Below are 13260 nucleotides of genomic sequence, written 5' to 3' on the forward strand. Positions count from 1 at the left end.
AATTCTTTCTTTTCTAAAAGGAAGCTTGTGAAAAATGTAGCAAAATAAATTCATTGCATGTACATTAAAATTATAGTGCATTGGAGGTGGAAGAATGAAGGGGAAAAAGCCTATTTATGTTTCGGTAGAAATGAACACAACAATGGAGAAATTATGGGAATACACGCAAGAACCACGTATACATACAGAATGGGATGCCCGCTTTACTGAAATTTCGTATTTAGAGAAAAAAGAAGGAGAACCACAGAAGTTTTTATATAAAACAAAAATCGGATTTGGACTTGAAATAGCTGGTGAAGGAGAATCGATAGGTGAAATAAGAAAAGAAACGGGAGAACGTATTTCTTCTTTAAAATTTTGGACGGATAATAGATTATCTCTTATTCAAACAGGGCGTGGTTATTGGAAGTATACACCGCGTAAAGAACACATTCATTTTGAGACGCAATATGATTATAATACGAGGTTTGGTCGTATAGGGAATGTAATAGATTTCTATATGTTTCGGCCGTTATTAGGCTGGGCGACTGCTTGGAGTTTTGATGCTTTAAAGTTATGGTTAGAAAAGGGACTCCATCCAAGGTTACTAATTAGAAGAACAATGACATATTGGCTCGTATGTTTTTTTATTGCTTTTGTATGGATGTATCAAGGGATAGTGCCGAAACTAGTGTTTACTCATTCAGAAGAAGTAAAAATGTTGTCTGTGATAATTGGTTCAACTGCGCATAGTATTTTTCTAGTTAAAATAATTGGATTACTAGAAATTATTTTTGGTGTCCTATGGCTGTTGCCATTTCAAAAACGAAAAGTATTTATCGTACATATTTTTATGTTAATAGCTTTAACGATAGCGGCAGGATTTACGAATGTCGCAAGCTTTACAGAGCCGTTTAATCCAATTACATTAAACGTTCTACTAATGGGGTTATCAATTGTCGGTTATATAAATAGTGCGAATTTGCCAAGTGCAAAAAATTGCAAGGGGAAAAGAAAGGAATAATGTATGGCTAATATGTATGAAAGACTATTAGGGGAATCTTATACAAAACTTCATCCGAAATTACAGAAACGCTATGAAATTACGGAAGAAAATAGCTTTACTGGAGAAGGAAATATGGATGAAATTTACGGAGGTTCTTTTTTCGTAAAATTGATATTAAAAATTGCATCGAAGTTTAGAATGTTTTTCTCTGAGCGGGGGAAGGAAGTACCATTTACAATACATAATACCGCTGAACGAGATGAAAATGGAAATGAATTTGTACGATGGAATCGTACTTTTTATTTTCAAAATAAGAAAAGATATTTTAACGCTGTTATGCAGTGTGATGAAGAGAATAATGAAATTGTAGATTATTTTGGTGAACCACACATACTTGTTTCTACTCTAAATTTTCATATTGATGAAGTGGGGGCAATGCATATTTCTTCCAAGAAACAATGGTTTTACATGTTTGGAAGAAAAGTCCCGTTGCCTAGATTCTTATATGGAGAGGCCAACATTGTAGAAAGTTATGATGAAACACTACAATGCTTTCGAATTCATGTACAAGTATGCAATCCGTTAATTGGTTCATTATTTTCATATAAGGGGACATTTGTGGAAAGGAAATAAATAATATGAAAAATATAATGGTTGGACTTGCTTGTTATATTATTTTTCTAATATGTGAGTGGTCAAGTGTAAACCCAGTTGAAGCAATTATTTTATTATCTATTTTGTTATTTATACCAATGTCATTTTGCATCATTGATAAGAAAACAAGAAATGGATCATATGTATCCTTTTATAAACTAGTATCGTTTTTATATCCAATTGCAGCAATTAGTGCAATGTTAGCTTTCGTAACAAACCACTATTTTTTTGCGTTACTTTGGTTTGTATATACAGGGATTGTTGCATTATTTGGTGTGAGTAGATTACTAGAAAGAGGATGGAAACCGTTAGAAGAGACAGCTATCGATAGTGCGTTTATATATTTGTTTTTAGGTGGTTTTTGGTTTTTTGCTTCTGTATCAAAACTCTCCATTATGCACTTTAGTTCTGACATTGTTTTACTCACAGCTGCACACTTTCATTATTCGGCATTTCTATTGCCGTTATCAGCTGGTTTAATTGGGAGAAAAAGAGAAAAGAGAAGTAAAGTATATGATGCCATTATGTTTGTCATCGTCATTTCACCTATGTCAGTTGCGATCGGGATTACATACTCAAGGGTATTTGAATTTTTTGCTGTGTTCCTATATTTATGTGCGATTTATGTGTATGGTATTTATGTTTGGCGCACGAAATTTAATGCTATTAGTGCAAAGATTCTCCTGATCATATCGTCTAGCACACTCATGGTAACAATTATGTTTTCACTTATATATTCGTATGGGAATTTGAAACATGTAATGACGATTACAATTGCTCAAATGGTTTGGATTCACGGTGTTGTTAATGGAATTGGAGTAGCGTTACCAGCATTTGTCGGCTGGATGATTGAAAATAGTGCTCCAAATTATAAATATTACGGGAAGCCAATGAGCGGGTTAAGAGGAAATGCGACAGTTGGTGAAGCATTTTTGCATAACAGAAATTTAATAGATAGTAAAGAATACAAAGGTTTAGTTGATAATATGAATGATTTTCATAGTGAGGCATTTGACGTGACGAAGATTCCTTTAAGTGTTATTCGCTTTTATGAAAATACAAAAGAGTATGAGTTACAATCACATATTAAATGGACTCGCTGGTTCCGTCCGGTAGCATTTTGCTATGAGAAAATGAGTAAACGTATAGGGCAAATACATTTAGGAATGGGCGGCAAGTGGGAAATGATGCATGCCTCTATCATTGGGGTAATAGATGAGAAGGATGGGAGAGAGAATGTAAGGGCTTGGCTAAGAAAAAATGAAGCAGAAGAATCTATTTTTGTAGCTCTTTACTCAAAACATACATATGAGGACGAGACGTATATGAATATTGCATTACCTTTGCCATATTCGAATATGACGGGAGTTTTGAAAGTATGTAATAAGAGTAATGATTTAATCATTACTAGTAAGCTGAGAAGAAATGGGAAGGGAGATGAGGGGATTTATTTACATACTCGTTTCTTTACAATACGTTTACCGTTAGCAGAGACTTTTATTATTAAAGAGAACACGGATCACATATTAGAAGCTAATCATAGAATGTGGATATTTGGAGTTAAGTTTTTAGAAATTGATTATAAGATTAAGAAAAAAGAGGAGAAGTAAGAAAAGCTTGGAGAGATGCCAAGCTTTTTTACGTATGCGTAATTGTCATAGCAACTTGTTTATCTAAGTCGCGGTCCCAAACACGTTGAATTTCAAACGTACCTTTTTCAAAAAATAATGGGAATCTCTCTTTAAACCAATTTTGCATAGGAAGATTTAATGCTGTATCGATTGGTACCCATAATAATTCGCCCTCTGGAGGATTCATAAGAAGTTCGCCTTCAAATGAGTCTGTCCAATAATTAAATACCATATATCGAACATTTTCTTTCGGATTTACGTATTCATCTAATCCCTTAAAAGTTAAATTTGAAACAAGTAATCCAGTTTCTTCTTTTACTTCTCGTTTAGCAGCTTGAACGATACTTTCTGGGAAATCTACTTTTCCGCCAGGAGCGATGTAGCCAGGGAAGCCTAGATGATCGGGGCGCTGTATTAGCAATACTTCGTTATTCCGCTGAATCATACACATCGTGTAAATACGGTGTTCTATATCTTTCCAATTGTTGCTCATACGAATCTCTCCCTTTTAAAACCTTATAGTTTTTAACTATAGTTATATATGACAAAAAATACAATAATAATACAAAATTATACAAATTACAATTGACTATTACTAATTTTCAGAACTATAATTAGTCTGTTACATAAATACATTGTACTTGAGAGGGGAATATATTCTATGAAAAATAGAATAATCGCAGCAGGATTAATTGCAGCTAGTATATTATCTTATTCATCTAGTAGTTTCGCACAAACAAAAAAATTTCCAGATGTCCCAGCTAAACATTGGGGAGAAGATTCTATTTACTATTTAGTAGATAAAGGTGCAGTTACAGGTAACGATAAAGGAATGTTCGAACCTGAAAAAGAAATCACTCGTGCAGAAGCAGCTACAATGATGGCTAAAATTTTAAACTTACCAATTGATCAAAATGCTAAACCATCTTTCGGTGATTCTCAAAAAGAATGGTATACTCCATTCATCGCAGCTGTAGAAAAAGCTGGCGTTGTTAAAGGGAAAGGCCCAGGCGTATTCGATCCAACTGGGAAAATTGACCGAGTTTCAATGGCATCTATGCTTGTTGAAGCATACAAATTAGATGCAAAAGTAAAGCAACCGTTACAAACAAAATTTGCAGATTTGAATGATAGTTGGGGGAAAGATAAGGCCAACATTTTAGTAGAATTAAATATTTCACAAGGTGTAAATAAAACAGAATGGTTACCTAATAAAACTGTAACGAAAGCAGAAGCAGCACAGTTTATTGCAAAAGCTGACTCACTTAAAGTAGGTAATCCTTTAGAAGAAAAGGTAGTTATTATTGATCCTGGTCATGGAGGATTTGATCCAGGTAATCCGGGACAAGGTGTAGAGGAAAGTAGAATTGTATTTGATACTTCTTTAAGATTACAGAAGTTGTTAGAAAAAAATACACCTTTAAAAGCTTTGTTAACACGTGAAGAGAACGGAAATCCAGGAAGTAACAAAAATGAATCTCTTGCGAACCGAGTGAAATTTGGACAAGAGAACAATGGAGATATATTTGTAAGCATTCATGCAAATTCTTCTGAAAAGCATGATGGTCATGGAACGGAAACATATTATTATAAAAAATCCAAGCATGGAGAAGAGACACAGATTGAAAAGGATAGCGAAGTATTAGCGAAGAAAATTCAAAAACGAGTAGTAGAAGCACTACATACAAGAGATAGAAATATAAAAGACGATCATTCACTTTATGTAGTAAATAATAATACAGTACCAGCAGTTTTAACAGAGCTTGCCTTTATTGATAATAATATAGATAATGGTAAATTAGCTAATGAATCAGGAAGACAAATTGCTGCTGAGGCAGTTTATGCTGGGATTTTGGATTATTATGAGTGGAAAGGTTTCGATGTTTCAAAATATCGTTTAGCTAAATAAAAAACATTAATCGTTAGGTCCATCATCTATATAGGGATGATGGACTTTTTATATGAGTTTATATAATTTTGTATCGAAATAAAAAGATATATCGTATTATGCTGATTATGAATAAAATAATGGTAGATTAGTTTATTTTTATCACGTATACTTTTATTGTTGACTAATTAAGAGTTTGTTAATTTAATAGGGAAAATTATACAATAAAGGGAGGCAAGTTAACACGGGACAAGCATATAGAAAACGTGTTAAACAATTTATGAAAAAAGTTATTTCTAATGTGTTAGCAGTGACAGTCGCACTTCAAGTAGTGATGGCTCCAGCAACTTCGTTTGCATCTACAAAAGAATTTCCAGACGTTCCGAAAGATCATTGGGCACTTGAAGCGATTACTGATTTAACGTCAAAAGGGGTTATTGTAGGTTACGATAATGGTAAATTTGGATTTGGAGATGTTGTAACTCGTGAGCAAGTAGCAGCATTAATGTATCGCGCATTAAAACCAGAAGCAAAAAGCGATTATAAAAATCCATACTCTGATATTAGTGCAGGAACGACGATGTTCCCAAAAGAAATTTTAGCATTAACAGATATGGGGATTTTCGTAGGTGATGATAAAGGGACGTTTAGACCGAAAGAATCATTAACTCGTGCTGAGATGTCTGTTATTTTGCAAAGAGCATTTAAATTAGAAGTAAAAGCACCACATTCATTTAATGATATAGATGCAACATATTGGTGGGCAAAAGAATCAATTAGTGCATTGCAATCTAATGGTGTATCAGTGGGAAATGGACTTGGAGGATTTGATCCATCAGGTGTGTTAACTCGTGAAAGCTATGCCCAATTATTATATAGAGCGATGCAAATTAAAAAGGATGTTCCTGCTGAACAGCCTTCATATATTAATCTAGATGTGACATTGCCATCTAACGTAACGGCACAAGAGATTGATAATTTTATTAAAAAATCTCATTCGGATAGTCCACTTATTGGAACTGGTAAAGATTTTATTCAAGCACAAAATGAGTATGGTGTGAGCGCACTATATTTAGCTGCACATGCAATCTTAGAATCTGCCTACGGTAAATCAGAAATTGCATATCGTAAACATAATTTATTTGGCTTAAGAGCATACGATCGTGACCCATTTGCATATGCAAAATATTTACCGTCATACAAGGAAAGTATTTCTTACAATGCTGATTATGTAAGAAAGAACTACTTAGAAAAAGGTGCTGATCATTTTAATGGTTACACATTACCTGCTATGAATGAAAAGTATGCAACAGATAAAGAATGGGCTGGCAAAATCGCTAATATTATGGAGCGAATTAAACCGTTTAACAAGAAAGATTATGAAAATGTAAAACGATTACCGAAAAATCCTAATACATTAAATGTAGAGGCATTAGGAAAAGATATTCCATATAAAGATTATGCAAAAGATGCAACAGCTACTGTTCAATTAGTAGGCTCTTACTATCAAGTGCCATATCCATTTGGCTATACAATTAAGAGTGTACCAAATGTTACACAAAATGAAGTTGGAAAATTAGAAAATGGTAAGAAAGTAAATGTATATCGTGAAGATCCAAACGGTTGGGTAGAATTTTCATTTGAAAATGCTCAAGAAAAATATTGGACATTAAAGAATAACTTAAAATTATAGACGAAAAAGGTGTTTTCATTTATGAAAACACCTTTTTTATTTATATTTAACATGAAATATTGGTAGATTTATTAGGAGTTTCTATTTTGTTTTTACCAATAATTTAACAGTTTCATATATAATTAATAGTATGGAAGATTGAATTTTCTGTTTTATATTCAGTGTTAACTTAATTTGAAAAGAGGAGAGAGGTATGCAAGGAGAAATACGAACAGAGAAAAATGTAAGTTATGTCGGTAAATTGTTATTGCCAGTTAAAGTGTCACCACATTTTAAATTTTTGTGGATTGGGCAATTACTTTCGACTTTAGGTAGTTCGATAACGATGGTTATTTTGCCAATCGTTGTGTATTCATTGACTGGTTCAACAGTTGTAATGGGAATGACTATGGCAATGTACATGCTTCCTAATATTCTTGCTTTACCGTTTGCTGGATTAGTAGTAGATCGAATTGATCGGGTGAAATTAATGTTATTTACAGATATAATTCGTTGCATATTAATGCTATTACTTGCAACACTTATATTTGTGGACGTTTTAACAATTCCACTTCTATACGTACTCGTAGCGTTATATGGGCTTATGGAAGGGATATTTCAGCCAGCATATGCGGCTGTAAGGGCGAAAGTATTTGTACCGGAAATTCGAAATGCAGCTAATGCATTAACGCAAATGAGTAATCAAGGTATACGACTAATTGGACCGGCTCTTGGAGGATTGATTGTTTCAGTTGCATCTGCTGGAATAGGATTTGGACTGGATGCAGTAACGTATTTGCTATCATTTTTATGTTTAATATTTTTAAGAGAAATAAAGTTTAAAAAAGTAAAACCCATTGAAAAGAGACAAATCGATTATAAACAGGAGTTTATGGAAGGTGTTTTCATTTTAAAAAGTCATCCGTGGCTATGGATTACAATTTTAGTTTTTTCTTTCATCAATATTTGTTATGCAGGAATTATCGTTGTATTAATTCCATGGTTATTTAATGTTCATCATCATTTTGAAGCATACGTGTATGGGTTAGGAATGGCATCTTCTGGTGTTGGAGCTGTAACTGCCGCGTTAATATTTGGCGGGAGAGAATGGTGGCATAAGCGGGGATTACTTGCCTATGGTGGTGTTTTAATAAGTGGTTGTGCGCTTTTAATAATGCCGTTTATTTCTTGGGCACCTGCATTAATTGGATTAATGGCAATTGAAGGGTTCGGTATGATGATATTTGGACTCATTTGGGAAACAAGTTTACAAGAGCTTGTGCCAGAAGAAGCATTTGGAAGGGTGGCAAGCCTTGATATGCTAGGTTCATTTGCTTTATTGCCACTAGGTTATGTGGTTGTAGGATGGTTAGCTACTGTCATAGGTGGCGAAATAACGATTATAACACTAGCTATATTAGTGCTTGTAACAATTGGAGTAGCATTATGTGTACCAAGTATTCGACGATTTGATTGATGATATAAGGGAAAGGAGAATAACTTATATGATTATAGAAACATTGAACGATATAGTAGAAAAGGAATTGGACAGCCAATACAATTCGCAGGAAAAGAACTTTGAAGCAAAAAATTTCACAGTCTATATTGCTACCCATAGAGAAAATAAGCTTGCAAATAACCAACTAGTATTATTGAACTACTCACCACTTAACGTCCTTACGGACTGTTTGAAGTGGGAGATTCCTAAGTACAGAAGCCTAGTGGCTTCTAATTCATTAGGCTATCACCGTAGTTCCTACGGTTAGAAGCCTTAAAGCTTCATTTTTAAGATTGATACTTGCGTTAATATCTCTGTCGTGATGACTATTGCACTCAGGACAATCCCATTCACGAAGATTTAGATTCTTAACGTCTTTATTTTGATACCTACAACAAGAACATAATTGGCTTGAAGCAAATGTTTTGGATACCGGAATGACTTGTTTTCCATACCATTTTGCCTTGTATTCTAGCAACGTTCTAAATTGTGACCAAGATACTTCACTAATCGCTTTTGCTAACTTATGATTTTTTAACATATTCGATACCTGCAAATCTTCTATACCGATCACATCGTGGTTTTTGATGATTTCAGTTGAAATTTTGTCCAAGTAATCTTTTCTAGCATTAGCTATGTATTCATGAATTCTAGCTATCCTTACTCGTTGTTTATTCCAGCGAGAAGATCCTTTCATTCTTCTAGAAAGAACACGCTGTGCTTTTGCCAACTTCTCTTCCAATGAGCGAAAAAATTTAGGGTTTTTATAGGTTATTCCATCTGACAAAATGGCGAAATCTTTTAATCCTACATCCATTCCAATATAAGAATGTGTTTTCGGAAGTTCTTGCACTTCTGTTTCAACTAACAATGACACAAAGTATCTGCCAGAAGGGTTCCGTCTAACCGTAGCATTTAAAATACGTCCCTTTACTTCACGACTTTTGGCAAATCGAACAAGACCTAGTTTCGGCAATTTTATTTTGTTTCCCACAACAGCAATGTTTTCATTTGTTTGTTTTGTGGTATAAGATTGTACGTTGTTCTTTTTAGATTTGAAACGCGGGGCACTTGTTTTGTTTTTAAAAAAAGCGTGTGTAAGCATCCGCAAGGTCGCGAACAGACGAGTGAATAGCAATACTATCCACTTCTTTTAGCCAAACAAACTCTTTCTTCATGGCAGGAAGTTTGGCAGAGCATGTACCATATTTCAAACCTTTTCCTGTTTCTTTGTAAGCATTATCCCATAGAGATAGGAAGTGATTGAATACAAAACGAGAACAACCAATTGTTTTATTGATCAGGATCGCTTGTGCTTTATTTGGATAGATACGAAATTTATACGCTTTATTGATCATCCTTCGTTTCACCTCCATTTCGATATATGTCTATTATATACCAAACGTACATTCGGTTGATAGTGAAGTGATTATGACAAATTGTCCGGTAACACTTTACATATGTCGAACAATTAAGATGACTTCCTGTTATCTCTTGTTCGAAGCCAATTCATCTCCCATCTACTCGCTGGACTACGTACTTCACGCTCCTTGAGGAAGGAGTCTTCTTGGCTAAATTGATAAAACATCTTTGTAACGAAAAGCCTTCCGTACATATTTGGCATAAGAAAATTAGCACCGATGCAACAAAACTGGATATCACAAAAGAAGTGACAGAAGCAATTCAATCTGGTTTTGTAAATGAAGAGTAAGCCCTAATCAAATTAGGGCTTATTCTTCATTAAACACAAATGTTTGTTTCATTTGTTTCCCTTCATTTACCGGATGCCCGTTGTAAGAGAAATTATTTTCTTCCCAAGTGATGACGACTTTGAAATTGTGGCTGTTAAAATCTAAAGGGAATACGATGTAGTCAAAGCTCGTCTGATTTTTTGAAACGTTGCTATTTAGCAAAGTAGGATTAAAAGTAGCTTTAGAGGTAGGGGTGTTATCAAATATTTCTACAGCTACGTTTGACACATCATTGCCGATGTTTTTTACGAGTAAGCGATATGTATCGTATACACCTTGTTTTGGCTGCGCTGCTTGCTTGTTTGCGTTATGGGATTTATCAATTTCGATATACCACTGTTTTGACTTTGATTCAATTGGTAGTGATTGGAATGTGTATGCACTAGCTTGTATTGGTAGTGCTAAACAGGTTAGTGCAAAGAGAGAAAATATTTTTCTTTTCATTTTTAAAGAGCCCCCATTCTGTAACGGATTTATCCGACATTAACGGGCAGTAAAAATCCCACCTCAAAATTCGGCTGGAGCAAAGAAGTTTAGGTGGGAGATCAACTGCCCGTAAACGTCCGATTGGTTTAACTAATAATCAGTAGGGGATGGACAAAACCCCCACTGATTATAGTTTCACTTTATTTGTTATTATCCTCTCTTTATGTGAGTATATACCATATAATGTAAGGCGATATTTATGAACCTCATGAATGTAATTTACATTTTAAATGCGAATATTAACTACTGTATTCTTTATGAAAGCTGTGTAGAGATTTTTCTACACAGTTTTTTCTAATGCGAAAAAAATTTCCAAAAATATGTTAAAATAACATTATCATACAACAAGGGGGGGTGTTTTATGGAAAATGGACATCTTGCTAAAGTAGATGTAACGAAAAGAATTGAATCGAAATCTAAGTACAATAAGAAACTTGAAAAATATCAAAGGCGCTTATTAGCATTGCAGCAAATAGTAAAAGAAGAAAAAATCGCAGTTATGCTCGTTATGGAAGGCTGGGATGCGGCTGGAAAAGGGGGAGCAATTAAGCGAGTGACGGAACACCTTGATCCGCGTGGGTTTCAAGTAAATCCAATTGGAGCACCAGCACCTCATGAAAAACGGTACCATTATTTGCAACGTTTCTGGCGGAAACTACCTCAGTATGGGCAAATTACTATTTTTGATCGCTCATGGTACGGCCGTGTGTTAGTTGAGCGTGTTGAAGGTTTTGCTACAAAGGAAGAGTGGACGAGAGCGTATGATGAGATTAATGATTTTGAAAAACTATTAACAGATGATCATTATATAGTCGGAAAGTTTTTCTATCATATTAGTAAAGATGAGCAATTAAAGAGGTTTAAAGATAGAGAGAACAATCCTTTAAAAAGATGGAAAATTACAGATGAAGATTGGCGTAATCGTGAAAAATGGGACGAGTATGTTGAAGCGATGGAAGAAATGTTTGAAAAAACAAATAGGCTAAATGCGAAATGGCAAATTATTGCGAGTAACGATAAATTATACGCTCGTTTGAAAACGTTGAAAGTGATTATTTCATTAATTGAGGATTACTTTTTAGAACATAATATAGAATTACCTTCTTATTATTATGAAATAAAAGAGGGAAAGACAAAGGGTTTTGCAGCTAATGAAGATGCAGTTGTAAAATAGTACAGAGTTTACATATGAAATATAAAGTAGAGTTACCCTGTAATTTTTGGAACCCCTCGGTAATGGGAAAATATAAACCGTGGGGGTTCTTTACATGTATAAATAAATTTTAGTATTTTAAATTTGGGGATTTTGTTGTTCTATAGTACATTAACAAGAGGTATTAGTTTTATAGAAAGGGTGAGAAAATGATAGATACAGCAGATGCTTCAATAAGTAATCATATATATACAGAAGAAGAACAACAAAAATTATATAAACGAACATTACTAATCGTAAGTATTTCACAAATGTTCGGCGGAGCAGGGTTAGCTGCTGGGATTACAGTAGGTGCACTTCTTGCGCAGCAAATGCTTGGGACAGATGCGTATGCAGGATTACCGGCAGCTATGTTTACAATGGGATCTGCAGTAGCGGCTTTCTTTGTTGGAAAGTTATCGCAAAAGTATGGTCGCCGCATAGGGCTTGCAGGAGGTTTTATAGTAGGCGGGTTAGGGGCTATTGGAGTTGTGGGGGCAGCTTTAACAAATAGTATTATTCTTTTACTCGTTTCATTACTTATATATGGTGCGGGCACAGCTACGAATTTACAAGCGCGTTATGCTGGAACGGATTTAGCGAATAAGAAGCAAAGAGCAACCGCTATTAGTATTACGATGGTAATGACGACTTTTGGTGCAGTCGCAGGTCCGAATTTAGTAGGTGTAATGGGGAGGTTTGCTCATTCAATTGGAATTCCTGAACTTGCTGGTCCGTTCATATTATCGGCAGCTGCATTTATACTTGCGGGTCTTGTTCTATTTGTTATGCTTCGTCCAGATCCGTTACTTATTGCAAATATGATAGAAACATATAAACAAGAGCATACATATAAAGGGCAAGCAGTAACAGAAGAAGCGATAGAAAACAAAAGAGGTATTACTGTTGGAGCTATCGTAATGATACTTACTCAAATTGTGATGGTTGCAATTATGACGATGACACCAGTTCATATGGGGCATCACGGTCATGGATTAAGTGAAGTAGGGCTTGTGATTGGTTTTCATGTAGGTGCAATGTATCTTCCCTCTCTCGTTACGGGAATGCTAATTGATAAAATTGGAAGAACTACGATGAGTATAGCTGGCGGATTAATTTTACTAGCTGCAGGTGTCATAGCTGCGGTAGCGCCGAGTGATTCTTTAATACTATTAATTGTTGCTTTGTCTTTACTTGGATTAGGATGGAACCTCGGTTTAATAAGTGGTACGGCTCAAATTGTTGATGCCACTATACCTTCCACACGTGCAAAAACACAAGGGAAAATAGATGTGTTTATTGCGCTAGCTGGAGCTTCAGGCGGAGCGATGTCAGGTATAGTAGTGGCAAATTCAAGTTATGCGGCATTGTCATTAGCTGGAGGGGTTTTAGCTATCATGCTTATTCCTGTTGTGATATGGGCTCGGACAGGTAAATAAAATTAAGAAGAAGCAGCGTTCAAAGTGGGATAACCAATCTTTGAATGCTGCTTTTTTGTAGTGA

12 protein-coding genes and 1 pseudogene are annotated in these 13260 nt (G+C 34.9%); 10 read left to right on the forward strand and 3 right to left on the reverse strand.

From position 1 onward, the window contains the following. Positions 1-94: 94 nt before the first annotated feature. Genes FS742_RS01535 through FS742_RS01545 form a run of 3 tightly spaced genes read left to right on the forward strand, consistent with a single transcriptional unit; the run spans position 95 to position 3249 of the window. On the forward strand, positions 95-1003 hold the full coding sequence (locus FS742_RS01535; RefSeq protein ID WP_144610912.1) for a DoxX-like family protein: 909 nt from the start codon (positions 95-97) through the stop codon (positions 1001-1003). Between the two features lie 3 nt (positions 1004-1006). Beyond that, a complete protein-coding gene (locus FS742_RS01540; RefSeq protein WP_144610913.1) occupies positions 1007-1618 on the forward strand; it encodes a DUF4166 domain-containing protein in 612 nt (203 codons plus the stop codon). A gap of 5 nt (positions 1619-1623) precedes the next feature. Further along, positions 1624-3249 (forward strand): YndJ family protein, encoded by a 1626-nt coding sequence (locus FS742_RS01545; protein ID WP_144610914.1) that lies wholly within the window; start codon positions 1624-1626, stop codon positions 3247-3249. 28 nt (positions 3250-3277) lie between these two features. Here the strand turns inward: FS742_RS01545 and FS742_RS01550 are convergent, their stop codons facing one another. Further along, a complete protein-coding gene (locus FS742_RS01550; protein ID WP_144610915.1) occupies positions 3278-3763 on the reverse strand; it encodes an 8-oxo-dGTP diphosphatase in 486 nt (161 codons plus the stop codon). A 168-nt stretch (positions 3764-3931) separates the two neighbouring features. Here FS742_RS01550 and FS742_RS01555 point away from each other — a divergent pair, with 168 nt between their 5' ends. From FS742_RS01555 to FS742_RS27845, 4 genes are all read left to right on the forward strand, one after another. Beyond that, positions 3932-5179 (forward strand): N-acetylmuramoyl-L-alanine amidase, encoded by a 1248-nt coding sequence (locus tag FS742_RS01555; RefSeq protein ID WP_144610916.1) that lies wholly within the window; start codon positions 3932-3934, stop codon positions 5177-5179. A 259-nt stretch (positions 5180-5438) separates the two neighbouring features. Beyond that, positions 5439-6851 carry an S-layer homology domain-containing protein gene (locus tag FS742_RS01560; RefSeq protein ID WP_144610917.1) on the forward strand — a complete coding sequence of 471 codons (1413 nt, stop codon included), beginning with the start codon at positions 5439-5441 and terminating at the stop codon, positions 6849-6851. 193 nt (positions 6852-7044) lie between these two features. After that, a complete protein-coding gene (locus FS742_RS01565) occupies positions 7045-8307 on the forward strand; it encodes an MFS transporter (RefSeq protein ID WP_144610918.1) in 1263 nt (420 codons plus the stop codon). A gap of 28 nt (positions 8308-8335) precedes the next feature. After that, positions 8336-8596, forward strand: coding sequence for a hypothetical protein (locus tag FS742_RS27845; protein ID WP_144610919.1), 261 nt, complete (start codon positions 8336-8338; stop codon positions 8594-8596). Here FS742_RS27845 and tnpB read toward each other — a convergent pair. After that, positions 8567-9686, reverse strand: a pseudogene (tnpB, locus tag FS742_RS01575) (IS200/IS605 family element RNA-guided endonuclease TnpB). The gene FS742_RS27845 and the pseudogene tnpB overlap by 30 nt on opposite strands. Positions 9687-9895: 209 nt before the next feature. On the opposite strand from tnpB, the gene FS742_RS28240 reads away from it, so the two are divergent. After that, complete coding sequence (locus FS742_RS28240) at positions 9896-10039, forward strand: hypothetical protein (RefSeq protein ID WP_395940393.1); 144 nt, start codon at positions 9896-9898, stop codon at positions 10037-10039. Positions 10040-10058: 19 nt separating this feature from the next. On the opposite strand, the gene FS742_RS01585 is transcribed toward FS742_RS28240, so the two are convergent. After that, positions 10059-10523: a hypothetical protein gene (locus FS742_RS01585; protein WP_144610921.1), complete on the reverse strand. Its 465-nt coding sequence runs from the start codon at positions 10521-10523 to the stop codon at positions 10059-10061. A 403-nt stretch (positions 10524-10926) separates the two neighbouring features. Here FS742_RS01585 and FS742_RS01590 point away from each other — a divergent pair, with 403 nt between their 5' ends. Together FS742_RS01590 and FS742_RS01595 are read left to right on the forward strand one after the other, a co-directional pair. Further along, the gene (locus FS742_RS01590; protein WP_144610922.1) at positions 10927-11739 is read left to right on the forward strand and encodes a polyphosphate kinase 2 family protein; all 813 of its coding nucleotides are present in this window, start codon (positions 10927-10929) and stop codon (positions 11737-11739) included. Positions 11740-11927: 188 nt separating this feature from the next. Beyond that, positions 11928-13196, forward strand: a complete 1269-nt coding sequence (locus FS742_RS01595; protein WP_144610923.1) for an MFS transporter — start codon at positions 11928-11930, stop codon at positions 13194-13196. Positions 13197-13260: the final 64 nt, after the last annotated feature.

The organism is Bacillus cereus (assembly GCF_007678085.1).
GTDB lineage: Bacteria > Bacillota > Bacilli > Bacillales > Bacillaceae_G > Bacillus_A > Bacillus_A cereus_BE.

Coding starts and splice junctions, on each gene's coding strand:
- FS742_RS01535 (WP_144610912.1), top strand. CDS start 95: ATGAAGGGGAAAAAGCCTATTTATGTTTCGGTAGAAATGAACACAACA.
- FS742_RS01590 (WP_144610922.1), top strand. CDS start 10,927: ATGGAAAATGGACATCTTGCTAAAGTAGATGTAACGAAAAGAATTGAA.
- FS742_RS01545 (WP_144610914.1), top strand. CDS start 1,624: ATGAAAAATATAATGGTTGGACTTGCTTGTTATATTATTTTTCTAATA.
- FS742_RS27845 (WP_144610919.1), top strand. CDS start 8,336: ATGATTATAGAAACATTGAACGATATAGTAGAAAAGGAATTGGACAGC.
- FS742_RS01540 (WP_144610913.1), top strand. CDS start 1,007: ATGGCTAATATGTATGAAAGACTATTAGGGGAATCTTATACAAAACTT.
- FS742_RS01565 (WP_144610918.1), top strand. CDS start 7,045: ATGCAAGGAGAAATACGAACAGAGAAAAATGTAAGTTATGTCGGTAAA.
- FS742_RS01595 (WP_144610923.1), top strand. CDS start 11,928: ATGATAGATACAGCAGATGCTTCAATAAGTAATCATATATATACAGAA.
- FS742_RS01585 (WP_144610921.1), bottom strand. CDS start 10,523: ATGAAAAGAAAAATATTTTCTCTCTTTGCACTAACCTGTTTAGCACTA.
- FS742_RS01550 (WP_144610915.1), bottom strand. CDS start 3,763: ATGAGCAACAATTGGAAAGATATAGAACACCGTATTTACACGATGTGT.
- FS742_RS01560 (WP_144610917.1), top strand. CDS start 5,439: ATGAAAAAAGTTATTTCTAATGTGTTAGCAGTGACAGTCGCACTTCAA.
- FS742_RS01555 (WP_144610916.1), top strand. CDS start 3,932: ATGAAAAATAGAATAATCGCAGCAGGATTAATTGCAGCTAGTATATTA.